This window comes from Hoeflea sp. BAL378, assembly GCF_000759435.1.
GTDB lineage: Bacteria > Pseudomonadota > Alphaproteobacteria > Rhizobiales > Rhizobiaceae > Hoeflea.
This window is the reverse complement of sequence record NZ_JRJG01000054.1, coordinates 1-23,800: the sequence shown is the minus strand read 5'-3', so window position 1 is coordinate 23,800 and position 23,800 is coordinate 1. Positions and strand designations below refer to the sequence as shown.

Genomic DNA, 23,800 nt, shown 5'->3' with positions numbered 1-23,800 from the left:
AACAGTTCATCGGTTCACCCCAGCCTTCCGAAGAAAGCGTCGTAGGGCGGTATTTCAATGGTCTCGGGCCGCAGGAACCCGGAAAAGCCGTGTCCGTCGAGCGATTCGGCAATGCCCTGCGGCCGGTCGAGGACCTGCATCTCCTCGCTCAGGTTGAAGGCGCAGAAGATCGCCTCGTTGCCGTCGCGGCGGATCATCGACAGCACGCTGTCGCCGGTGTCGCAGAATTCCAGGCTGCCCTTGGCAAGCGGCCGGTGGGCGCGCCTGAAGGCCAGCATGCGGCGGTAATGGTTGAGCATCGAGGCCTGCACCTTCTCCTGCGCATCGACCGCGAGATGGCGGTGCTCGGGCGGGATCGGCAGCCAGGGCTGGCCATTGGTGAAGCCGGCGGACTGTCCGTATTCCGACCAGACCATCGGCGTGCGGCAGCCGTCGCGCCCCTTGAAGTCGGGCCAGAACTGGATGCCGTAGGGATCCTTGAGATCCTCGAAGGCGAGTTCGGCCTCGGTCAGGCCCAGCTCCTCGCCCTGGTAGAGGCTGATCGAGCCCCTGAGCGACATGATGAGGCCCGCGAGCATCCTGAGATAATGCTCGAGATCGCTGACGCCAGCGCCCCAGCGGGTGGCGTGGCGGACGACATCGTGGTTGGAGAAGGCCCAGCAGGCCCAGCCCTCCGGCGCGGCATGCATGAAATCGGTCATGATCTTGCGGACCCGCGCCACCGTCAGCCTCTCGTTGGCGAGGAACTCGAAGGCGTAGCACATGTGCATCTTGTCGCCGCCGGAGGTGTAGTCGGCGACGATCTGCAGCCCGATCTGCGCATCGCCCACCTCGCCCACGGCGGTGGTGCCGGGATATTCGTCGAGCACCGCCCGGAGCCGGCGCAGGAAATCGAGGTTTTCCGGCCGGTTCTTGTCGTAGACGTGAAGCTGGTGATTGTAGGGATTGACCGCCGGCGCAATGGTGTCGTTGCGCATCTCGCGGGCGAGCGGCGGATTGTCCCTGAGTTCCTTGTCGTGGAAGAAGAAATTGATGGTGTCGAGGCGGAAGCCGTCGACGCCGCGATCGAGCCAGAAGCGCACGACGTCGAGCAGCGCCGCCTGGACGTCCTCGTTGTGCAGGTTCAGGTCCGGCTGCGAGGTGAGGAAATTGTGCATGAAATACTGTTCACGCTTGCCGTCCCACTGCCAGGCGGAGCCGCCGAAGATCGACAGCCAGTTGTTGGGCGGCGTGCCGTCGGGCTTGGGGTCGGCCCAGACATACCAGTCGGATTTCGGGTTGGCGCGGCTCGACTTGCTCTCCAGGAACCAGGGATGCTGGTCGGAGGAATGCGACATCACCAGATCGATGATGATCCTGACGCCGTGGTCATGGGCGACCTTGACCAGATGATCGAAGTCGCCCAGCGTGCCGAACATCGGGTCGACATTGGTGTAGTCCGACACGTCGTAGCCGAAATCCTTCATCGGCGAGGGGAAGAACGGCGAGATCCAGATCGCGTCGACGCCGAGCGAGGCGATGTAGCCGATGCGCTCGGAAATGCCGATCAGATCGCCGATGCCGTCGCCGCTGGTGTCCTGGAACGACCGCGGATAGACCTGGTAAATGACGCCGCCGCGCCACCAGTCGGCATCCGGTGTGATCTCAGCGCCGGTCTGCAACCGCTTGCCGGCGAGTGTCATGGTTTTCATCAATACTCCATTACTTGACGGATCCCGAGAGCAGTCCGCGCACGAGATATTTCTGCATCGCGAAGAAGACCACCAGCGGCACGGCGATCGACACGAAGGCCGAGGTCGCCAGGATCTCCCAATTGCCGCCGCGCGTGCCCAGCAGCTCGACGATCTGCTTGGTCATGACCGTGGTTTCCCCGGTCGAGTCAATCAAAAACACGAGCGCGACCAGGAGATCGTTCCAGGTCCACAGGAACTGGAAGATGGCGAAGGAGGCAAGCGCCGGGAACGACAGCGGCAGGATGATCTTGGTGAAGATCTGGAAATCGGTGGCGCCGTCGACGCGGGCGTTCTCGATGATGTCGCGCGGCAGTCCGACCATGTAGTTGCGCAACAGGTAGATGGCGAGCGGCAGGCCGAAGCCGGTATGCGCCAGCCAGACGCCGAGATAGCCCTTGCCGATGCCGATGTCGTTGTGGAGCCTGAGAAGCGGGATCAGCGCCAGTTGCAGCGGCACCACCAGCAGGCCGACGATGGCCGCGATCAGCAGCGACCGCCCGGGAAAGCGCATCCAGGCCAGCGCATAGGCCGCAAACGCGGCGATGACGATCGGGATGATGGTGGCGGGGATGGTCACCGTCAGCGTGTTGAAGAAGGCCTTGGCCATGCCCTCGCGGTTGTTGGGATCGAACAGCACGAAGCGGTAGTTCTCGAGCGTGAATTCGGGCGGCGCCTCGGCGGTGGTGAAGACCCGCGGCAGGCGGCCGCCGCCGAAACTCTGGGGCGCCGACAGGCGGAAGGCCCCGTCCTCGGCGACCGTCAGCCGGGCGCCGTCGCCCAGATCGGCGACATCGCCGGGCACGAAGGCCTCGGGGTTCTGCGAACTGGTTCCCCACTTGCTGATGACCACATTGTCGGCGGCAAAGAGACCGCCCTCTATGACATATTCGCCGCCCTCCTGGGTCTCGTCGCCGGAAATGCGGATCGCCGGGCGCTGGCGCTCCTGGGTGAACAGCGCGTTCCACCAGCCGGTGGCGGCGATCTGGTCGGCGGTCCGGAACGACGACACGAACAGGCCGACGGTGGGGAACAGCCACAGCGCCACCAGAGCCACGACCGAGATGTGGACGGCCCAGACGAGAGGCGACTTTTTCGATGATGTTGCGTTCATCCTCGCCTCCCTCAGCGCGTTTCTTTGCGGGCGTTGTAGACGTTCCAGGCCAGGATCGGCGTGACCAGCAGCATGATGATCATGGCGCTGGCCGAGCCCACGCCCCAGTCATTGGCCCTAAACAGCTTGTCATACATGTAGTTGGCGAGGACCTGGGTCTGCCACTGGCCGTTGGTCATGGCGAAGACGATGTCGAACACCTTGAGCACGACGATGGTGATGGTGGTCCAGACGACGACGATGGTGCCCATGATCTGCGGCACCTTGATCTTGAAGAAGATCTGGAACGGGTTGGCGCCGTCGATGACCGCGGCCTCGATGGTTTCCTCGGGGATGCCGCGCAGCGCCGCCGAGAGGATGACCATGGCGAAGCCGGTCTGGATCCAGACCAGCACGGCCATCAGGAAGAAGGAGTTCCAGAAGGGAATGGTGAGCCAGGTCTGCGGCTCGCCATAGGGCAGGCGCGCATCGAAAATCGACAGGATCGAGCCGAGCGCGAGCCAGATCAGCCAGGCGGCGACGATGGCGAAGAACAGCCTGAGCGGCGTGAACCAGAACGGCGCCTTGCGGTGGCCGATCTCGGCCTTCACCAGCGGCTTGACCGCCAGATAGATGAGCCAGGCCATGAAGGCGGCGAAGACGCGAGCAGCAGCGCCGGCAGGAGCTGGAGACAGATGATGGACCAGAAGCCCCCGTCAAAGGAGAGCCACACGGCGTTGAGCACGCCGATCTGGTCCTTGCCGGCGGGGCGCGTGTCGTAGACCAGTTTCCAGATCACGGCGGCGCCGACGAAGGAGATCGCCATCGGCATGAAGATCAGCGACTTGGCGACGTTGCCCCATTTGATGCGGTCGGTGAGCTGGGCGGCGAGCAGGCCCACGGCGGTCGACGCCGCCGGCACGACGATCAGCCAGAGCATGTTGTTGTGCATGGCTTCCCAGAACTTGGGCTCGCCGAACATCTGCCGGTAATTGGCAAGACCGACGAAGGCGCCGCCCTGGTCGCGGTCGGTCAGCGACAGCCAGAGCGTGGCGAAGACCGGATAGGCGAGATAGAGGCCGAGCGCGAAGAGCGCGGGAAACAGGAACAGCCAGGGCCGGATCTGGTTGGCGCGGTTGATGTTGCGCCCGGCGTTCTGGCCGGTGGCGGGGAAGAGAACGCGGTCGAGCAACTGGTTGGAAAAATAGAAATAGCCCACGCATCCGCCGACGCCGATGATGATGGTGATGAGACCCTGAAGTGCCGGATGCATCTTTCCCCTCCCGAAAATGCAGTGCTTGCGGAGACCCCGGCGACGCGCCGGGATCTCCGATGTCGTGTGGCTGTCAGCCTATTTGAGGGAGTCCCAGGACTGCTGGATCGCCCCGGCCACGTCCTCGGCCGAGCGGCCGCCGACATAATCGACCATGCCGGTCCAGAACGAGCCGGCGCCGACGCCGCCGGGCATCAGGTCGGAGGCGTCGAAGCGGAAGGTGGTGGCGCCCAGGAGCACGTCGTTCATCTTCTTGAGCGTCGGGTCGCTGAATACCTCGGTGTTGACCGCCTTGTAGGGGGTGAGGAAGCCCTTCTGGGCCATCCAGATCTCATGGGCGATCGGCGACTGCAGGAACTTGATCAGCGCCTGGGCGCCGGGGCTGTCCTTGGTGATCGCCCAGAGCGTGCCGGCGCCGAGAACCGGGGTGCCGAGATCCTTGCCCGCATAGGCCGGCATGTAGAAGAAATCCGCATCGGTGCCGACTTCCGTGCCTTCGGGGAAGAAGGCGGGGATGAAGGAGGCCTGGTGGTGCAGGTAGCACTGCGGCGGCGAGGAGAACAGGCCCTTGGGGCTGTCGCGGAAATCGGTGGTGGCGACGGCGCCGGCGCCGCCGGCGACGAAGGCGTCATTCTTGGCGAACCAGCCGAATTCCTCGATGGCGCCGATGACGGCGGGATCGGTGAACTTGATCTCGTTGGTGACCCACTTGTCATAGACGTCCGGCGACTGCGTGCGCAGCATCATGTCCTCGACCCAGTCGGTCGCCGGCCAGCCGGTGGCGCCACCCGAGCCCAGGCCGATGCACCAGGGCGTGCCGCCATCGGCGACGATCTTCTCGGTCAGCGCCTTCAGGTCTTCCATGGTCGTGGGCACTTCGTAGCCAGCATCCTCGAAGTTCTCCGGGATGTACCAGACCAGCGACTTGACATCGACCTTGAAGGGAAAGCCGTAGAGGTTCTCGGCGCCGTCCTTGCCGGCATAGGTGCCGAGATCGACCCAGGACTGGCCGGCGGCGTAGTTCTCGGTGATCCATGCGCCGGTGCCTTCGGCCAGGGGCGTCAGGAAGCCGCGCTTGGCCATGTCGGCGGCGAGGCCGGGCTGTGGGAAGACGGCGACATTGGGCGCCGAGCCCGCTTCGGCGTCGATGACGATCTGCTGCTCGAAACTGTCGGAGCCGACATATTTGACATTGGCGCCGGTGGCCGCGGCGAAATAGGCCAGCACCGACTCGGCGAATTCCTGGTCGGGCCCAAGCCAGGGACCGAAGACGGTGACTTCCTCGCCATTGAGCTGGGTCTCCTTGAGCGCCTCATAGCTCTCCCAGTTGAAGGCACCCTCGCCCGGAGGGAACTTGAGTTCCTGCGCCTGCGCCGACCCCAGGGCCAGCGCGGCAATGGCGGCGCTCATCAGAAATAGCTTTTTCATCGAATCTTCCTCCCGGCCAACACTGGCCTTTTAGTGAAGCTGAATAGGTTTCAGGAGCCAAGTCCCCGAGTAAATCAAAGCGCTTTGGCTTCCGTTTAAAGGATTACGAGAGCATGGCTGAGTCAAGCCTTAAGTTGCGAACCGCAGGTGAAATCGCAGCCTGCGCCGCGACTACGCGTGTTCTGCTGCGGTGCGGCAAAGTTTTGCAGTGCACGCGATGGGATTTCTGCTTTTTTTGTGCGGCAAGGTGGGATTAGATGGCGGGCTGGAAACGGGAATGGCCGCCCGACGGCGGCCGTTTTCCCAAAGCGCTTTGAAAGAACTGGATCCGTCCGCCGTGAACCTGAAACAGCTCTCGGAGCTTCTCCAATTGTCGCAGACCACGGTGTCGCGCGCGCTCAACGGCTATCCGGAAGTGGCCGAGGCCACGCGGCGGCGGGTGCTCGAGGCGGCGCAGCGCTACGGCTACAAGCCCAATTCCAACGCCCGCAAGCTCGCCACCGGGCGGGCCGGCTCGATCGGCTATGTGCTGCCGGTGGGGCGCAATGTCGATCTCGACCCGCATTTCGTCGAGTTCCTGTCGGGGCTGGGCGAACACGCGCTCACCCGCGAGGTCGACCTGTCGCTGACGCCCGCGCCGCGGGAGCGTGAGAGCGAGGCCTACCGCCGCATCGCCGCCAGCCGCTCGGTGGACGGGATCTACCTGTCGTCGATGCGCAACGACGAGCGGCGGATCGCGCTGGTGCGGGAGCTGGGCCTGCCCTTCGTGGCCCATGGCCGGTCGCTGATGCCGGCGGAGGGCTACGCCTTCGTCGACATCGACAACGAGGGCGCGTTCCACGACGCGGCGCGGCTGCTGCTGCAGCTCGGCCACACGCGGCTGGCCTTCATCAACGGCGACACCGACTTCACCTTCGCGGTGCACCGGCTCGACGGCGTGACCCGGGCGATGGCAGCGCACGGCCTGCCGGCCGAAACCCTCAAGCACCATTCGGCGGCGATGAACGAGGACAACGGCTACCGGCTGGCGATGATGCTGTTCCGCGACGCCGACGCCGCCACAAGGCCGACCGGCGTGCTCAGCGCCTCGATGTTTATGACGCTGGGGATCGTCCGCGCCTTCAACCAGCTCGGCCTCAAGATGCCCCAGGACGTGTCGATCATCACCCATGACGACGTGTTCCCGTTCCTCAAGCCCGAGAGCTTCACCGTGCCGCTGTCGACCACCCGCTCCTCGATCCGGGCGGCGGGCGCGCGCATCTGCGAACGGCTGGTCAACATCATCACCGGTGCCGAAACTGGCGAGGTGCAGGAGATCTGGCCGGTCGACCTCATCGTCCGCGCCTCGACCGGGCCCGCGCCGAGCGCGCGGAAGCCGGGGCGAAGGGGGGCGGAGCAGGCGGCGGAGTGATGGGGGGATGGGGCCAGGAGGAGACGGGCGGCTTCACGGACGCAAATCTTCAAAGCCGCCGTTGACGAAGTCCGCGAGGCCCGGCAAGGCGATTGACAGCGCCATCCGCGCGGGCATCGATCGGCGTGGATCGTGGCGCCTCTTCGACGCCGTGGCGGTCGCCATGGCTTGAATGGCTGACTGGTGAATAAAGCGCGTTCTGGGAAGTTGATCGGGAGCATTCCCCTGATGAAACCTTCAATCCAGCGACATGCGAGAATAGCGGCAGCCGTCGCGATAGACGGTGACAGGACGGCCATCGCAGGTGTCGGCGATGCGCAGGCGTTCCGGGAGGCGGGGATCGGCGCCGATACGGAAGAGACCTTCGCCGATCGGGACGAGTTCCATGTCGGGATCCGGACCTTCCACGCCACCAGGGGAGATCAGCCAGGGCTTGCCGCGCCTGACGACGATGCGGAAGGTGGGGCACCAGGGAGAGTAGCTGCGATATCTGCCGGCGAGGCCTGCATGGGGATGGCCCGGGTTGTCGGGCGTGGCCTCGACGATGGCCGCCGCATCGTCCGGGCGATAGATACGGCCGCCGAAGCTCCAGTGCCGTGCCTGGCTGTCGAAGCAGAGGTGGAAGCGCTCCATGGCCGGGTGGTCGGTGGTCAGACGCGTACTCCAGCCGCGCCAGATATTGGCTGTCGCCCCGTCGGCGCGAAGTGTCAGGCGCCCTTCTTCCATGGCGATCTCGATGGTCCCGGGGCCGGGGTCGTCGCACCTCTGCGATACGAAGCGTCCCGTCATGGCCGGCTCATAGAGGCGGCAATCCTTTCCGAAGGCAAGGTCGAGCCGGGCGTCTGGGATTGCGCCTGTGACTAGCGCGGCATGGGCGTGGCGGGCCAGCGTTTCTCCGGCGGCGTAGCAGCCATTGGCGTTCGTCAGCACGACGATGCCGAGACCGGCGGTGCGGTCGACCAGCATGAAGCTCGAATGGCCCACCATGCCGCCGCCATGGGTGAGGCAGCGTTGGCCTCCTGTCGTCTCGACATTGATGCCGTAGCCGTAACGGCTTTCGCTGATCGCCAGGCCGCCGAAGCCCTCGACACCGGCTTCTCCCTCGTGGGCGAGGTCCGTCACCGTCCGATGCAGGACGGTCTCGGGAATGACCTGCGCGCCGTCGATCCGTCCGTCATTGAGAAGCGCGGTCATCAGCCGCGTCATGTCGCGGCTCGAGGCGGCGATACTGCCGTCACCGCCTTCGGCCTCCACCCAGGGGGCGGCCGCAAGGGCGAGGCCCGGGCGCCATGGAATGTCTTCACGTGCCGGCTGGCTGCCGGTCGCGACGCGCGACCGGATGGCGCTTTCAAGCCGGGCGGCGCCATCGACCATGCCGAGCGGGGCCAGCAGGGTGGCCAGTGCGTGGTCGGTGGCGTGCCGGCCGGCAAGGCGGCTGACAGCCAAGCCCAGGATGTTGTAGCCGAGATTGGAGTAATGGAAGAAGCTGCCGGGCGGGCTCGCCGTCCGGCTGTCGCGCAGGCTCCAGCATTGGGCCAGCTCGTCCGGCGGATCGTCGGCGCCCTTCACCAGGCCGGCCGTGTGGTGGAGCAGGTGGCGCAGCGCCGGTTCGGCATGGTCCGAGCCGATTTTCAGCCAGGGCAGAATGGCCGAGGCTGGACGCTCCGGATCGCAACGGCCTTCCTCGATCAGCCCGGCGATCATCAGGCCTGTGAAGAACTTGCTGATCGAGCCGATCAGGAAGGGTGTGCGGGACGTGATCTCCCGGCCGTCGAAATCCTGGCCGAAGGTCAGGTGCCGGGCCGCGCCGTCGGCCGTGACGATGCCCAGAATGCCCCCCGTCAGCGGCCATTGGCCGGGCAGTTCGGCATAGCGGCGGATGAGCGCGTCAGGCAGCGAATGGAGGGCAAGGGCGGAGACAGGCATCATTTTTCGTCGCACAGAAAGCTGGCGAGGGCGCGCAGCGGGGCGCCGGTGGCGCCTTCGGGCCATGCGCCTGTCTCTCGCAGCAGCCAGGCATTGGAGCCGTTGTCGATATGCGCCCAGGGTGTACCGCCGGCAAACTGGGCGAGATAGCAGGCGGCGACCTGACCTGTATCGGGCTCGCCGACCCGCGTATTGCGCCGGTCCGCGATGCGGGAGGCCAGCAGGGTATCGCGTTCGTGCCGCAACGGCAGATGCCAGCCGGGATCGCCGGAAAGGGCGCCTGCCTGCGTCAGGCGTTCCGCAAGGGCGGGCGTGTTCGACCAGAGCCCCCAGAGTTCCGCGCCGACGCCGCCGCCATCGCTCAGCGTCCCTACATCAATCAATGCGCGGACCTTCTGGCGTGCGAGCCAGCTCAAGGCGTCCGCCAAGAGCAGCCGGCCTTCGCAATCGGTGTCGATCACTTCGGTGGTGGTTTTGTCGGGATGGCGCACCCGGTCGCCCGGGCGCAACGCCCGGCCGGAAGGCATGTTCTCCACCATCGGCAACACGGCGATCACGTCGGGCGCGCCCTTCGTCGCCACGGCAGCGAAGAGCGCGCCGGCCACGGCGGCCGCGCCGGCCATGTCACTCTTCATGTAGCCGATCTCTTCGACATCCCGCTTCAGATTGAGGCCGCCCGTATCGAAGGTGACGCCCTTGCCGGCAAGTCCAAGCGGCATGGGACCCGCTCCGTGCCGCAGCACGACGACGCAGGGCGCGGCATCCGAGCCGCGACCGACGCCGAGCGTCGCGCCGAAGCCCTCCGCCTCCATGCGTGTCTCGCCCCAGATCTCGACAGCGATGCCGAGCTCGGCGGCACGCCCGGCTATCTCCTGGGCGAGATCGTCCGGACGCAGCTCTCCGGCCGGGCGCTCGACGAGTTCCCGCGCCCAGTTGGTCCAGCGGGCGATGACCAACGCGGTCTCGATTGTCGCACGGTGAGCGTCCCGGTCAGCATCTCCGGAAAGGATGAGGCGCAGCGCCGGGCTGAAGATCGTCTGCGGGCGGAAGCCGCCAAGGGCAATGCCTTCGCAAAGCGCGGCGGCTGCGTCCGGCTGCAAGCCGGCCACCGACCGGAGATCAAGGGTGAGAGCTGCGGTATCTGCGATCATCCGACCAAGCCGCAGGCCGCAATCGAGCCAGAACGCCCGCGGGCTTTCAGCATCGACGCCGAGGACGAAAAGCCGTTGGCGCGTTCCCTCTGCTGTGAGCAGACACAGGGCTTCCACACCAACTGCGCCTGGCATTGTTTGCCACCCGGGGACAATGACGGCCCCGCAAGGGGCCGCCAAAGTCATGTCGGCGATGGCGAGGCTGTCCTCAGCCGTGTCTATGGTCAAATGCACCGCTTCTCACTCCTTGTGCACGTTCAGCAGGGTCTCGACCGAGAGATTGTTGACCGACCCCACCAGCGGAGAGGGCACGAATCCGGTCCATTCCGGGCTGTGGGCCTCCATCGTCTGCGGATAGACGAGCACGATGTAGGGACGGTCGCGATAGGCAATCGCCTGCATTTCGTTGAGGACCTTCGCCCGTTCGGCCCGATCGACCAGCCGGGCCTGCTCCATGTAGAGTTTGTCGTAATCGGGGTTGCAGTAGCCGCTGTCGTTGTTGTTGCCGAGCTGGGCGCAGGTCAGCACGCTGAGGATGAAGTCGGGATCGAAGGGCGGCACCCAGAGCCACATGGCGATGTCGAAGTCGCGATACTGGTTGTCTTCGCCAAGGATGGCCGCATTGGTGGCGTCGGCATCCATCTTGCGCTGCGCGAGGCGAACGCCGATTTTCTCGTAGCTCGCCTGGATGATCTTGAAGGTCCGGTCGCCGGCGCCGGCCACTTCGGTCGAGAAGACCACGTCGTAATCCATCCGCACGCCGTCGGCGATGCGCACGCCGTCCGCGCCGCGCACGTAACCCAGCTCGTCGAGGATGGCATTGGCCTTGTCGATGCTGAAGCTCACCGTGGCGAGGGTCTCGTCATGCCAGCCGGTCGCCGGGGCCACAATCGTGGTGCCGGGCGTCGCAAAGCCGAGCCAGACCTGCTTGACGATGGCATCCCGGTCGATTGCCAGCTCGAAGGCCTCGCGCACCTTCGGGTTGAGGAGTTCGTGGTGGCCCGTCTTTTCCGGATTGGTGTTGATGATCATTTCGTGGAAGCCGGTGCTCGGCGCGGATTCAACCACCATGCCGGCGGCTTTCAACGCGTCCACCGCGGTCGGCGAGATCGTCTGGCCGACCATGTCAAGCTGGTTGGACGTGAGCGCCGAGACCATGGCATCACTGTTGGCGAAGAACTGCAGGCCGAAACCGTCGATCTTCGGCCTGGTGTCGCCCCACCAGTTGGGATTGACCTTGAAGAGCGCCAACTGGTTCTTCTTGTAGCCGGACAGCATGAAAGGGCCGCCTGACACCCAGGGCGCGGCGTTCTCGAAGCTGTCGATCTCCGAGCCGTCTTCGCCGGCCACCTTCGACCAGATATGGGCCGGCAGGATCGGCATGCCCTGCATTTTCACCGGCACGTCGCCGCCCGGCCCGTCATAGGTCAGCACGAGCGTGTTGTCGTCGGTTGCTTCAGCCGACTTGAGGTGGTTCAGCCCGCCCGCGAACTTGCCGGTGGTGCTCGTCTTGTATTTCTGGATCATCGTATAGGTGAAGGCAGCGTCCTTCGCCGTCAGGGGCTCGCCATCCGACCATTTCGCCCCTTCGCGGGTATGGAAGGTCCAGACCGTCCCGTCGCTCGACACCGTCCAGTCGGTCGCGAAATAGGGGACGATGTTCAGATCCGCGTCATAGACGGTCAGAAACGGATAGGCGTACTGGTAGGCGATGCTGCTGTAATCGGAGTTGGCGACGAAGGGATTGAGGGAATCAATCGGCTGGCTGACGCCAATGCGCAGCACTTCGGCGGCGAATGCCTGGGGAAGCGGAAGGGTGACGGCGGCTGCGAGCGCGATGGCCCCGAGCATGCCCTTGAACGTCCCGGCGGGGCGGGCGGCGGAATGTGAAGCGGCCGATTTCATTGGATCCCTCTTTTTGCTTGCCTGATATGGACTTCATCTAGCCTGTATAGTGCTATGGCGGATGCAAGCCGATTTCGGGGGCGCCTGCCCCTCCGTCTCCCGTCGTGATGGCGACTTGACTTGCATTCATTATCCTTATTATGATGACTAGAAAGAGTCAATAGAACAGAGGGAGAATCGCTTGCTCAGCCTGGCCTATCTGGCGCGGCGCCTGTTTGCGGCTGCGGTGACGATCCTTGTGGCCGTCTCATTGAATTTCGTGCTGTTCCGGGTCCTCCCGGGCAATGCGGTCACACACATCGCGCGCATTCCAAACGCGTCGGTCGAGATGCGCCGGGCGCTCGAGGCCAAGTTCGGTCTCGACAAGCCGATCTGGGAGCAGTTCCTGATCTATCTGCGCGAAATGGCGCATGGCAATCTCGGGATTTCCTACGCCAACCGCCAGCCGGTGCTCGACAACCTGCTCGAGGCCTTCGCCAACACGATTCCAATGGTGGCAACCGGCGTGGTTCTGGCGCTGGGGCTGGGACTTGTCGTCGGCACGATTGCCGCCTCGCGGCGCAACGGGCCGGCCGACCACCTGCTGACCGGTTCCGCGGTGCTGGCCTATGCATTTCCCACCCAGTTTCTCGGCCTGATGATGGTCATCCTGTTTTCCGGCCTGCTGCCGGCGGCAGGCATGGCCGATCCCTTCCTGATTTCCGACAGTTGGTGGGAGGTGGCGCAGGATCGCATCCTGCACATGATCCTGCCGGTCACGACGCTGGTGCTCACGCTCTATGCCGAAAATGCCCTCATCACGCGCTCCTCCATGCTGGAGACGCTGGGGGAGGACTATATCCTGACGGCCCGCGCCAAGGGCGTGCCGCGCCGGCGGATCATCCTGCGCCATGCCCTGCGCAACGCGTTGCTGCCGATCGTCACGATGTCCGCCCTGTCGCTCGGTTCGATCGTTTCCGGCGCGATCCTGGTGGAGGTCATCTTCTCCTGGCCGGGCATCGGCCGCACGCTCTACGAGGCGGTGCTCAATCGCGACTATCCGATGCTGCAAGGCGGGTTTCTCGCCATCACCGTGGTGGTCACCATGCTCAATCTCACGGCCGATCTGCTGCATTTCGTGCTTGATCCGCGCGTTCGGGCCTGAAGGGAAAAAACATCATGAACAGAGAGCGGTTTTCCCGGCTGGCATTCTGGCTGGTCGACCAGCCCGGCCTGCTCGCCGGCGCGATCATCCTCGCCGGTTTTGCGATCCTGACGGTCGGCGCACCGTGGATCATTCCCTACTCGATCTACGAGCCGAGCTGCGGCGTCTTCGAGCCGCCATCGTTGGACCACTGGTTCGGCTGCGACGACGGCGGCATCGACGTGTTGAGCCTGACGCTCTATGGCGGCCGTATCTCCATCATGGTCGGCGTCGCTTCCAGCCTGATCGCCATCATTGTCGGCGCGGTGGTTGGCACCCTTGCCGGCTATTTCGGCGGGCTTGTCGAAACGGTTCTGATGGGGATAACGGATTACCTGCTGGTCATTCCGCAGATCGTGCTGATGATCGTCGTCGCCTCGGTCTGGAGCCCGTCGATCGATCACGTCGTGCTGGTGATCGGGCTGTTGATGTGGACCTCGGTGGCGCGGCTCATTCGCTCGCAGGTCAAGACCATACGCCAGCGAGTCTTCGTCCGGCGGGCCGAGGCGAATGGCGCGGGGCATCTGCACATCATCCTGCGCCATATCCTTCCGCAGATCGGGCCGCTTCTGGCCGCCAACTGGGTGCTGGCCATCACGGTGGCAATCTTCAACGAAACGGCGCTCGCTTTCCTCGGGCTCTCGGATTCCAACGCCGTCACCTGGGGCACGATCATGGAGCACGCCTTCAACCGCTCTGCCGTCAGCGCCGGCGCCTGGTGGGCCATTGTGCCGGCCGGCATGGCGGTCGCCGTGCTGGTCATCGGTTGCTATCTCGTCGGCCGCTCCATCGAAGACAGGCTCAATCCGCGCCTGGCGGTCTCGCATCTCTCGACCCGGAGCTGGCGGCTGCACACATCCAAGGAAAACGGACAATGACGGCCGAGCAATCCTCCGCCTTGCCTCGCGAACCGCTTCTGCGGGTGGAAAATCTGAATGTCACTTATGGCTCGCACGACCCGGCGAGCCGCGCCCGCATCCAGGTGCTGCACGATGTCTCCTTCGACCTGATGCCGGGCGAACGGCTGGGTCTGATCGGCGAATCCGGTTCCGGCAAGACGACGATTGCCTCGGCATGTATGGGGCTTCTTGCTCCCTCCGCCGAGGTCTCCGGCCGGATTTTTCTCGAGGGCCGCGATATTCTCGAAAAAGGCGAGGCCTCGATCGCGCCGCATCGCTGGAAAGACATCGCCATGGTCTTCCAGGGCGCAATGAATGCCTTCAATCCAGTGCGCAGCATCGGCTGGCAGATCGCCGAGGCGATGGAAGTGCAGGACATGCCGCGCGGCCGCTTCGGCGTCCAGCGTGTCGGCGAACTCCTGGAACTGGTCGGCATTCCGGCCGCTCAGGCGGCGTCCTACGCGCATGAGTTTTCCGGCGGCATGCGCCAGCGGGCAATGATCGCGATGGCGCTCGCTTGCTCGCCGAAAGTGCTGCTTGCCGACGAGCCGACCACGGCGCTGGATGTGATGGTGCAACGCCAGGTGCTGGACCTGCTCGTCGATCTCAGCCGGAAGCTCGAGCTTGGCGTCATTCTCGTCACCCACGATCTGGGCGTGGTGGCCGAGACCTGCACGCGCGCCGTCGTGATGCTGCAGGGGAGAAACGTCGAAAGCGGCACGACGAAGGAGCTCTTTCATCGCCCGCGTCACGCCTATACGGCCCAGCTCCTGAAGGCGTCGCCGGGCTATGAGGCCCGTGCCAGGGAAGGTGCGGGCGATGAGCCGCCTGTGGCGGCGGCGTCGCGCGCGCCGGTGTTGGCGGTCGAGGGGTTGATAGTGAGCTACCCGCAGCGACCCAGCCTGCGGCAGATTCTGACCGGCAGCCGACCGGAGCCGCGGCCGGTCGTCAATGCGCTCGATCTGTCGGTCGCGCCGGGGGAAATCGTCGCGCTGGTCGGCCGCTCCGGCTGCGGCAAGACCTCGACCCTGCAAAGCGTGATGCGCATGCAGCCAGCCAGCGGCGGCCGCATCCTCTTCGAAGGCCAGGATATCACGGCGCTGCAGGGTCGCGCTCTGCGGCGCGTCCGGCGCGACATTCAGATGATCTATCAGGACCCCTACGAGTCGCTCGACAGCCGGTTCCGCGTCGTGGACACGGTGATGGAGCCTTTGCATATCCACAGGATCGGCCACAACCGTGCCGAACGAATGGCCCTGGTGCGCGAGGCGCTCGAGCGGGTCGGCCTGACGCCGGTCGACGATTTCCTCCGGCGTTTCCCCCATGAGCTTTCCGGCGGACAGCGACAGCGTGTGGCGATCGCCGCCGGCGTTGTCCTGGCGCCGAAGCTTATTCTCGCCGACGAGCCGACGTCCATGCTCGACGTCTCGATCCGCAGCGGCATTCTCGATCTCCTGGTCGGGCTGTGCCGCGACGGCGGCATGTCCGTTCTGATGATCACGCATGATCTCTCTATCGCCGCAAGCTATGCCGATCGCATCGCGGTCATGCATGAGGGGCGCATCATCGAGGAGGGGCCGGCGCTTCGCGTCGCGCTCGAACCGCAGGCGGAGCACACCCGCGACCTGCTTGCCGCCATCCCGCGCGTCGATCCCGGACCCGTCGTCATCGCTCACTAGAAACGGTGTCAGCAACAGTGTCTGTTGACGTCTGTTCTGAATCATTATACACAGTATGCAAAGTTCAGCGGGGAGCCGTCACAGTGGGTGGCGGCACCCGGAGTCGAAACGGAGGAAGACATGCCTGTCGCCGCTTATTCCAGTAACCGCTATGAGAAGAGCCGGCAGCTCTTCGAACGCTCCTGCGAGGTCATCCCGGGTGGGGTCAATTCCACGGCCCGCGCCACGTGGTCCGGCTGGCTGCCGCATCCGCTCTTCGTCGAACGCGGCGAAGGCGCCCGCGTCTGGGATGCAGACGGCAATGAGTATATCGACTATCTGATAGGCCTCGGCCCGATGCTGCTCGGCCACCGCCCCGAGAAGGTGACGGAAGCCGTCGTGCGCGCCATTCGCGAGGTGGGGACGGTCTTTGCCATGCCGAGCCAGCCGGAAACGGTTCTGGCGCACAAGCTGATCGCCGCGGTGCCGTCACTCGAGCAGGTTCGTCTCTGCAACACCGGGACGGAAGCAGTGCTTTACAGCGTGCGTCTCGCCCGCGCCTTCACCGGTCGCAAGAAGGTCATCCGCTTCGAGGGCATGTATCACGGCTTTTCGGATGGCGTGTACTGGAGCAAGCATCCCGATCCCGACACTTCCGGGCCGGACGATGCACCGCGCGCTATCCCGCAGGGTCCCGGCATGCCCGAGGGCATCGCCGAAGGCCTGATCATCCTGCCGTGGAACGACATCGACGTGCTGCGCGCGGTCATTGAGCGCGAAGGCCACGACATCGCCGCCGTGCTCACCGAGCCGGTGATGTGCAACACGGGCTGTATCCTGCCGCATCCGGGCTATCTGGAGGCCATGCGCGAGCTGACCGCCAAGCACGGCATCCTTCTGATCTTCGACGAAGTCATCACCGGCTTCCGCCTGGCGCTCGGCGGCGCCCAGGCCCGCCTTGGCGTGACGCCTGACCTGTCGACCTTCGCCAAGGGCATTGGCGGCGGCTTTCCGGTCGCGGCCATGGGCGGCCGCAAGGACATCATGTCTCTCGTCGCCGACGGCCGCGTCTCGATCGCCGGCACCTATGCAGGCAATACGATTGCCGTGGCCTCGGCCAATGCGACGCTCGACATCCTCTCGCAGCCGGGCTTCTACGATTCGCTCGACGCGGTGTCCGACCGCCTGCGCCTCGGGCTCATCGAGGTCTTCAACAGCGCCGGGATTTCCACGCGCGTGGTCGGCATGGGAGCGGTCTATCAGGTCTGGTTCACGGAGCACGACATCCACAACTACCGCGATGCCGCCCGCTGTGCGAACCACGACCTCTTCCGCATCTGGTGGGAAGGCATGCTCGATCGCGGCATCCTGTTCCACCCGGGTGCGTTCGAGAACCTGTTCATCACCTTTGCCCACACCAATGATGATGTGGACCGCACGCTCGAAGCGGCCCGCGAAGTTGCGAAGCTGATCCGCGCCGCCTGATCGCGCAGCGCCTCACAACTCCCTCGCCCCGCATGGTTTCCGGCGGGGCGAGGGCCAAGATGCGCCTCTCGTTGCCCGCGTCGGGAGAGAGGCGCACCAGCGAGCGCCACCCAAAGAGCCGGCGAGTGACGGACCTTGACCGCAATCCCTCACAACGCCGGCAATCTTTGTTATGACGCAATTCCTGATGAACTGGCGGAAGGCCCTGCAGCATGACGGACTGGCGTTTGGGAATTGATCTCGGCACATCGGCTGTCAAGCTCGTCGTGCTGGATGGCAAAGGAGTGGTGCGGGGCGAATCGGGCGCCGCCCATCCCACGATATCGATACATGCGGGCCAGGCGGAGCAGGAGCCAGCGGACTGGCTCCGCGGGCTCGGGCAGGCGATCGCCGCCCTGCCTGCCGGTTGCACAGAAAAGATTGGCGCCATCTCGGTCGCCGGCCAGATGCCCACACTCGTCTGCCTCGATGAAACAGGCGCCTGTATCGGCCCGGCCATCACCTGGCAGGATAGCCGCGCCGATCGCATGGCCGCCGAAAGGCTGGAGAACGGCCTGCATGCACGCGTCTATGCCCGCACCGGCATGCCGGTGGACGGACGCTATCTCGCCCCGCAATTCCTCCATCATTTCAAGGATCGCAGCGGCGATGTCCGGCGGATCCTTTCAGCCAAGGACTATATTGTCCATGCGCTGACCGGGCGGGCTGTGACCGATCCTTCGACAGCCGCCGGCTACGGCGTCTTTGCGTTGGAAACGGAGACCTGGGACGCGAGCCTCTGCGCCATCTGGAACTTGCCGATGGCGCTTCTGCCAGAGGTGCTGCCGACGACTGCCGTCGCCGGGACGCTTGTTCCGGCGGTTGCCGAAGCCTTCGGCTTGCGGGCCGGTCTGCCGGTCTATGCCGGCGCGGCGGATTCGGCTGCCGGTGCTTTCGCCATGACGGGACTCAATGCCAACAGCGCCTCGATTGCGATGGGGTCCAGCGCCATCATCTTCGGCGCCACCCCGGCCAGCCACCTCGATTCCAGATCGCGCTATCTCCTCACGCCGCATGTGGTGTCCGGGTGGTATGGACGGGAGATGGATCTGCTGTCGACCGGCATCGGCTTCGCCTGGCTCGGCCGCATCCTTGGCCTTTCCGCCGAGGCCCTTGAGACCGAAGCGCTCGGCAGCCGTGCCGGGGCGAACGGGGTGAGCTGCGCGCCCTATATGACCGGCGGCGGCGAACAGGGCGCGCTGTGGGACACATCGCTGATGGGCGTATTCCATGGATTCAGCGTCGCGACCACGCGCGGCGATCTGGCGCGCGCCTATCTGGAGGGTGTGATCTTCGAGATCCGCCGCTGCCTGGATGTCCTGTCCGAAACCTGGCCGGTGCGCCATGTGATGCTGTCCGGCCGGCTGGCGCGCAATCCGTCGCTGGTACAGATGTTTGCGGACGCGAGCGGCCGCTCGGTGCAGGTCTTCGGCTACGATTCTTCCGCCGCGATCGGTGCGGCTGCGCTGGCCGGCGAGCAGCTCTCCGTCCAGCTGCCTGACAAGACGGTCCTTCGGCCCTCCGATACGGCGACGTTCTACGAGGGCGCCTATGCGCGCTTCCTGTCGCTTTATCCCGTCATCGCCCGTGGAAGCGCGAAGTCGGATTAGCCCCGCATACGAGAAGAGATTGTCATGAAAATCCTGAATTTTACCGGGCGTGCCGCCATGGACGAGGCGGCGGCCGATTATGTCGCGAACCTGCTTGAGGAAAAGCCCGCCGCCGTCATCGCGCTGCCGACCGGTGAAACGCCGCTTGGTCTCTACCGGCAACTGGCGACCCGTCAATCCGAAGGGACCGTGAACCTTCACGCCGCCCGCTTCTTCAATCTCGACGAGTTCGAAGGCAAGGGGATTGCCGATCCGGGCAGCTACGCGGGGTTCCTGATGGCGAACGCGTTCGGTCCGATGGGCGTTGCGCCGGACAAGCTGCGGCTTCTGCAAGGCGACGCGCCGGATGCGGAGGCCGAGTGCCGCGCCTTTGACGCCGCGATCGCGGCAGCCGGCGGTCTCGATCTGGCAATTCTGGGCCTGGGTCGCAACGGTCATGTCGCCTTCAACGAACCGGGCGACGACTGGAGCCTTGAAACCCATCGCGTGCGCCTGACCGAGAGCACGCGCGCGGCGCAGGGAGGCCTCTATGCCGATCCCGGCGACGTGCCGGACCATGGCCTGACCATGGGTGTCGCGACCGTTTTCAAGGCGCGAAAGCTGTTGCTTCTGGTATCGGGCCAAGGCAAGGACGATGCACTGCAGGCCCTGTTATGCGGCAAGCCCGACCCCAACCGCTCCGTCACCGCCCTGGTCGGCCATCCGGATCTGACGGTGTTGCGGGATGTTTCGTCGGTCGGCGCTGGAAACCAGGGTCTGGCAACCCGCGGCAGCGCCACCATCTAGAGGCAGGCGGGCGTCATTCAGTTTGATAAAGAGACCAGTGCGGCTTACAAGTGGGCGATTGCACGCAAGAGGGGCACGCGGATCCTTGACTGAGAAAAAGGCCAGAACAGCACGGGCCGACGGGGCCGAACCGGGAAAGCTGCGCTATCAGGTCGTCTATGATGCCGTGCTGGACCTGATCCGTGAGCGCGGCCTGCAGCCCGGCGACAAGCTGCCCAGTATTTCCGAGCTGGGGGAGCTCTCCGGCGTCAGCATGATCTCGGTCCGCCACGCCCTGGAAAGGCTCGAGCGGGAAGGACGAATTGTGCGCCATCAGGGTGTCGGCACCTTCGTTGCCGAACGGCGGATCATGATGGAACCAAGCCGGCCCGGCGAGTTTCTCCAGACGCTGTCGACCGCCACGCGCCCTGCGGACATGGCCACGAAGCTTGTTCACCTCGCCGTCGGGCTGCCCAGCCAGGGTGTCGCCGATGCGCTGTCGATCCCACAGGGCCAACCAGTCTGGGAAATCGTTCGGCTGAGAAGCTTGCGCGACAAGCCGGCCATTCTGGAACGCGCCATTCTGCCGCTCCACCTCGTGCCGAGCCTCGATCAGGACAGACTTGCCAACGGTGGCTCACTCTACCGCTTTCTCTTCGAAAACCATGGGCTGAACGATGCCCATATCGAGCAGTTCTTCGAAGTTGTGCAACCTTCCCGCACCGAACAGCACCACCTGAATATCGGTGGCGACGAGCTTGTGGTGCGCATTCGCGGCGTGAGCTTCACCGCCAATGATATTGCCTTCGATTGCTGGCAGCAGACCTATCGCGCCTGCGATTTCATCTTCAGCATTTCCGGCGTCGGCGAGCGGCGGTTGATGAAGGCCGAAAACATCTCCCCCTGGTCCGTCACTCCCTTTCCGACGGTCGGGGAAAGCTAGGTCGCCTGCCCAGCAAGTTGTGCTGGAAATCGGACCCTGCCCCGGGTGTGTAGGCGATGGGGAGAGGGGCGCAAGCCGGGGCGCAGGGGGGCGGAGCAGGCGGCGGAGTGATGGGGAGATTGGGGGTGTGAAAGACCGAAAATTTACATTTTCCGTTTTTCAAACAGCAGACCACCAATTCTATGTTGAATACACTGATATTATAATACAATTATATCTAGAATAAATGCTATCTTTGCCAATGGGCGAGGAATGGTTGTGGGATTTTCCAAGCGAGCCGTCACACATTATGTATTTCCTATGATCAATATATTCAAAGAATCTTCAGCCCCTTACATACTTGCACTGTTGGTTTCCCTATTGGGGTGGATGTTCAATACGGCGATTGAGAATGCAAAAAACGTCTGGATCGTGCAGTATGAAATTGTCTACGATGTCAAAAACGACGTACCGATCGCAGAGGTCTATTTTGAAAACAAATCTCTGTTTAAATTACTGAATGTCGGAACATTTGTTATCGAATGCTATGATGAAAAATTTCGTTCTGTGGAGGCTCCGAATTGTTTCACAAAGATTCCAGACATACTGGGGGAAGCCGCCGCGCTTCGCGTAGGCAATGTCTCGTCACCGACCATGCCAGAGAAGGTTGACAACAAGGGTTATAAAGCGAGAGCGCTTATCCCGCCAGGTGGCTCGGTTGCTTACCGATTTGGCCTTGGCGAAGCTAATACCCCCCTCCATGTCTCTTACAATCCGGCGAGCAACACCGCAGACGGTGGGGCGCAAATGCTCTTGACAGACAGTTGGACACTGGAGGGTTTTATATTCTCCAATTATCTGCGCATTATAGGCTTGGGTTTCGCTATCTGTTTCGTCATAATATTTGCTTGGATCACCGCAATGTTACTACTACCGCTTTGCGATCGGTGGAACATTTGCCGTAAAACGCAGGACAAGCAGGTCGACAAGGTTCAAAAGATCGATGTCAGGCTAATAATAATCCCGGATGATGATCATGAGGCGACTGGTGAGCAAGCTCAATAGCGTGATGCTAGTCCCAATCCTGATTGGGCTCTCAGGCATCGTGTTCCTAACTGCAGCAAGAGCAGATGTGATCGTAATTGTCACGAAATCCGTTCGAGGGGTACCAATTAACGCGCTTGTCGAGAAAAGTCGGGATGAGACGAATTGGACTCCCGCCGAAGGGCAATGGATTGCTGCGGGGCGGTTCCAGACTGAAGTGGAGTCCTGCGGTAATTCAATAAGGTACCGAGCCAGAGACGATTCCGGAATGTACGTGCGTTCGAATATTGGGTCGAAAATCTGCTCTGCGCCTGAAGTTGTATTTAACGACTTCGAACCCGTGTTCGTCGCCCTTTGGGAACCTGGGAGCAAATTCTCAAACTCACAATACTGGAACGCCGCTTTCGGCAACAACCCTGGCCTCATGGCGAAGAGTGAGGAAACGGCAACGCTTTTTTCGAATGCGATTGCGAGGGGTGACTATGGAAGTGTGGCTCTCGTGTCCACAGAACTATCCGCTCAACTGCGCAAAGCTGGAAATCCCGACGCGGCAAAATTCTGGGGGGCTCTTGCGATTGATGCCACCACGCGCGGCGCCATGAAATCGTTGGGTTTGGAGCCAGGCGCAATCGATTCCTTCGTTCTAAATGAGAACGGCGATCCAATTATGTCTCCCGAAGCAAGGGAAACAATTGCTATTTACCAACAGCAAGTATTCGGTGCCGATGGTATCGCGCCAGCCACGGGAAAAGCCAATTGGGCAACCATCAGAAGCTTGGATGGCGGCAAAGAGACGAACGCGACTGAATGGAAGTTCTCGGCAGAAGCGTTGCAAGATTTTACGGCACCGGTTGAGATATTCAACTAGCGGCAAATTAGGCGCTGTGAACTCCGTGCTGCCATTCGCCGCAATCAGCGGCAGCAAACACCTCAACCACTAACAGTGGCCTACCCCCTCACCGCGCGCCGAAACGCCCTTATCCGAAGCTCGGCGGCTTCAGCCCGTGCGCGCGCATGGCGGCGATGACGGTGTTGGCCATCAGCATGGCGATGGTCATGGGGCCGACGCCGCCGGGGACCGGGGTGATGGTGGCCGCCACTTCGGCGCATTCGTCGAAGGCCACGTCGCCGACGAGGCGGGTCTTGCCCTCGCCCCGCTCGGGCGCGTCGATGCGGTTGATGCCGACGTCGATCACCGTGGCGCCGGGCTTGACCCAGGAGGCCTTGACCATCTGCGGGCGGCCGACGGCGGCGACCAGGATATCGGCGTTGCGGCAGACGCCGGCCAGGTCCTTCGTGCGCGAGTGCGCGGTGGTGACGGTGGCGTTGGCGGCGAGCAGCAGCGCCGACATCGGCTTGCCGAACAGGTTGGAGCGGCCGATGACGACGGCGTTGAGGCCGGAGAGATCCGGGCCGTGGGTCTGGCGCACGAACAGCATGGCGCCGGCGGGCGTGCAGGAGATCAGACCGCCGTCGAGGTCGCCCGTCATCAGCTTGCCGGCATTGACCACATGCAGGCCGTCGACATCCTTGTCGGGCCGGATCGACTGGATCACCGCGTCGGAATCCAGATGGGTGGGCAGCGGCAGTTGCACCAGGATGCCGTGGATCTCGGGGTCGGCGTTGAGGCTGGCCACCAGCGCCTCGAGCTCTTGCTGCGAGGTGTCCTCGGGCAGCGTGTGCTGCACCGACTTGAAGCCGCACTGCTTGGCCATGCGGCTCTTGGAGGAGACATAGACATGGGAGGCCGGATCGTCGCCGACGATCACCACGGCCAGGCCCGGACGGGCGCCGGTCTCAGCTTCAAGCGCGGCGCTGGCCCTGGTGACCTGTTCGATGACGTCCGCCGAGACGGCCTTGCCGTCGATGATCCTGGCCATGTCCGATCCTTCCCGATCCTGGTCTCAAGCGCCGCCCATCCGCCCGGCTGGGCGTGGAACGCCGGCGCGCCCTGCGTGTGCGCAGGACGGGAGCTACTCCCCCTCCCCGCCGGAGGCAAGCGCTTGTGCGCCTCCCTGCCCGCGGGACACTACGAAGCCCATGCCTGCGCCGATGGCCTCTTTGCGTCCTCTGATGTCAAAAACGGAGCCGGAGGCTTCAGCCGTGGCGGCGCGCGGCGCCGTAGACGTCGATCCGGGACCTGAGCGCCTCCATGTCGCGGCGGATGCGGTCGACCGCGTCGGCGTTGTGCGGGCGGGGCGCGGGCTGGGCCGGTTCAGGCGCCGGGGCCGCGGCATAGGCAGCCGGGCTGTGCGGGGCCGGCGCCGCGGGCTGCCAG

At 64.0% G+C, this 23,800-nt stretch carries 18 protein-coding genes and 2 pseudogenes; 10 read left to right on the top strand and 10 right to left on the bottom strand.

From position 1 onward, the window contains the following. Positions 1-14 precede the first annotated feature (14 nt). From LL06_RS13485 to LL06_RS13470, 5 genes and pseudogenes are all read right to left on the bottom strand, one after another. The gene (locus tag LL06_RS13485; RefSeq protein WP_035527623.1) at positions 15-1,682 is read right to left on the bottom strand and encodes an alpha-glucosidase; all 1,668 of its coding nucleotides are present in this window, start codon (positions 1,680-1,682) and stop codon (positions 15-17) included. Between the two features lie 19 nt (positions 1,683-1,701). Next, positions 1,702-2,844 (bottom strand): carbohydrate ABC transporter permease, encoded by a 1,143-nt coding sequence (locus LL06_RS13480; protein ID WP_035527620.1) that lies wholly within the window; start codon positions 2,842-2,844, stop codon positions 1,702-1,704. An 11-nt stretch (positions 2,845-2,855) separates the two neighbouring features. Beyond that, positions 2,856-3,395: pseudogene (locus LL06_RS28235) on the bottom strand (sugar ABC transporter permease); the annotation flags it as partial. Between the two features lie 35 nt (positions 3,396-3,430). Continuing rightward, positions 3,431-4,096, bottom strand: coding sequence for a sugar ABC transporter permease (locus tag LL06_RS28230; protein ID WP_244447132.1), 666 nt, complete (start codon positions 4,094-4,096; stop codon positions 3,431-3,433). 78 nt (positions 4,097-4,174) lie between these two features. Next, positions 4,175-5,524, bottom strand: a complete 1,350-nt coding sequence (locus tag LL06_RS13470; protein WP_035527617.1) for an ABC transporter substrate-binding protein — start codon at positions 5,522-5,524, stop codon at positions 4,175-4,177. A gap of 337 nt (positions 5,525-5,861) precedes the next feature. On the opposite strand from LL06_RS13470, the gene LL06_RS13465 reads away from it, so the two are divergent. Then, complete coding sequence (locus tag LL06_RS13465; RefSeq protein ID WP_035527660.1) at positions 5,862-6,935, top strand: substrate-binding domain-containing protein; 1,074 nt, start codon at positions 5,862-5,864, stop codon at positions 6,933-6,935. 237 nt (positions 6,936-7,172) lie between these two features. Here the strand turns inward: LL06_RS13465 and LL06_RS13460 are convergent, their stop codons facing one another. The 3 genes from LL06_RS13460 to LL06_RS13450 are packed head-to-tail and all read right to left on the bottom strand — an operon-like array spanning position 7,173 to position 11,917. After that, the gene (locus tag LL06_RS13460) at positions 7,173-8,861 is read right to left on the bottom strand and encodes a serine hydrolase (RefSeq protein WP_035527614.1); all 1,689 of its coding nucleotides are present in this window, start codon (positions 8,859-8,861) and stop codon (positions 7,173-7,175) included. Continuing rightward, entirely contained in the window at positions 8,861-10,240 is a 1,380-nt protein-coding gene (locus LL06_RS13455; protein WP_152599602.1) for a leucyl aminopeptidase, read from the bottom strand. Before LL06_RS13455 ends, LL06_RS13460 begins: the two co-directional genes overlap by 1 nt. A gap of 12 nt (positions 10,241-10,252) precedes the next feature. Next, entirely contained in the window at positions 10,253-11,917 is a 1,665-nt protein-coding gene (locus LL06_RS13450; RefSeq protein ID WP_035527611.1) for a peptide ABC transporter substrate-binding protein, read from the bottom strand. 181 nt (positions 11,918-12,098) lie between these two features. On the opposite strand from LL06_RS13450, the gene LL06_RS13445 reads away from it, so the two are divergent. The 9 genes from LL06_RS13445 to LL06_RS27300 all read left to right on the top strand — a co-directional run bounded on the left by LL06_RS13445 (position 12,099) and on the right by LL06_RS27300 (position 22,390). Continuing rightward, the gene (locus tag LL06_RS13445) at positions 12,099-13,061 is read left to right on the top strand and encodes an ABC transporter permease (protein ID WP_035527608.1); all 963 of its coding nucleotides are present in this window, start codon (positions 12,099-12,101) and stop codon (positions 13,059-13,061) included. A gap of 14 nt (positions 13,062-13,075) precedes the next feature. Beyond that, on the top strand, positions 13,076-13,978 hold the full coding sequence (locus tag LL06_RS13440; protein WP_052161552.1) for an ABC transporter permease: 903 nt from the start codon (positions 13,076-13,078) through the stop codon (positions 13,976-13,978). Continuing rightward, entirely contained in the window at positions 13,975-15,678 is a 1,704-nt protein-coding gene (locus LL06_RS13435) for an ABC transporter ATP-binding protein (RefSeq protein ID WP_035527651.1), read from the top strand. Before LL06_RS13440 ends, LL06_RS13435 begins: the two co-directional genes overlap by 4 nt. 120 nt (positions 15,679-15,798) lie before the next feature. Further along, complete coding sequence (locus tag LL06_RS13430; RefSeq protein ID WP_035527604.1) at positions 15,799-17,142, top strand: glutamate-1-semialdehyde 2,1-aminomutase; 1,344 nt, start codon at positions 15,799-15,801, stop codon at positions 17,140-17,142. A gap of 212 nt (positions 17,143-17,354) precedes the next feature. After that, positions 17,355-18,791, top strand: coding sequence for an FGGY family carbohydrate kinase (locus LL06_RS13425; RefSeq protein ID WP_035527602.1), 1,437 nt, complete (start codon positions 17,355-17,357; stop codon positions 18,789-18,791). 24 nt (positions 18,792-18,815) lie between these two features. Beyond that, positions 18,816-19,577: a glucosamine-6-phosphate deaminase gene (locus LL06_RS13420; RefSeq protein WP_081963958.1), complete on the top strand. Its 762-nt coding sequence runs from the start codon at positions 18,816-18,818 to the stop codon at positions 19,575-19,577. A gap of 85 nt (positions 19,578-19,662) precedes the next feature. Next, a complete protein-coding gene (locus LL06_RS13415) occupies positions 19,663-20,499 on the top strand; it encodes a GntR family transcriptional regulator (RefSeq protein ID WP_035527600.1) in 837 nt (278 codons plus the stop codon). A gap of 258 nt (positions 20,500-20,757) precedes the next feature. Beyond that, positions 20,758-21,543 (top strand): hypothetical protein, encoded by a 786-nt coding sequence (locus tag LL06_RS13410; protein ID WP_152599601.1) that lies wholly within the window; start codon positions 20,758-20,760, stop codon positions 21,541-21,543. Next, positions 21,527-22,390, top strand: a complete 864-nt coding sequence (locus LL06_RS27300) for a hypothetical protein (protein WP_152599600.1) — start codon at positions 21,527-21,529, stop codon at positions 22,388-22,390. Before LL06_RS13410 ends, LL06_RS27300 begins: the two co-directional genes overlap by 17 nt. Positions 22,391-22,499: 109 nt before the next feature. Here LL06_RS27300 and folD read toward each other — a convergent pair whose 3' ends face one another. Together folD and LL06_RS27670 are read right to left on the bottom strand one after the other, a co-directional pair. Beyond that, entirely contained in the window at positions 22,500-23,402 is a 903-nt protein-coding gene (gene folD, locus LL06_RS13400; protein WP_035527593.1) for a bifunctional methylenetetrahydrofolate dehydrogenase/methenyltetrahydrofolate cyclohydrolase FolD, read from the bottom strand. A gap of 217 nt (positions 23,403-23,619) precedes the next feature. After that, positions 23,620-23,800, bottom strand: a pseudogene (locus LL06_RS27670) (hypothetical protein); the annotation flags it as partial.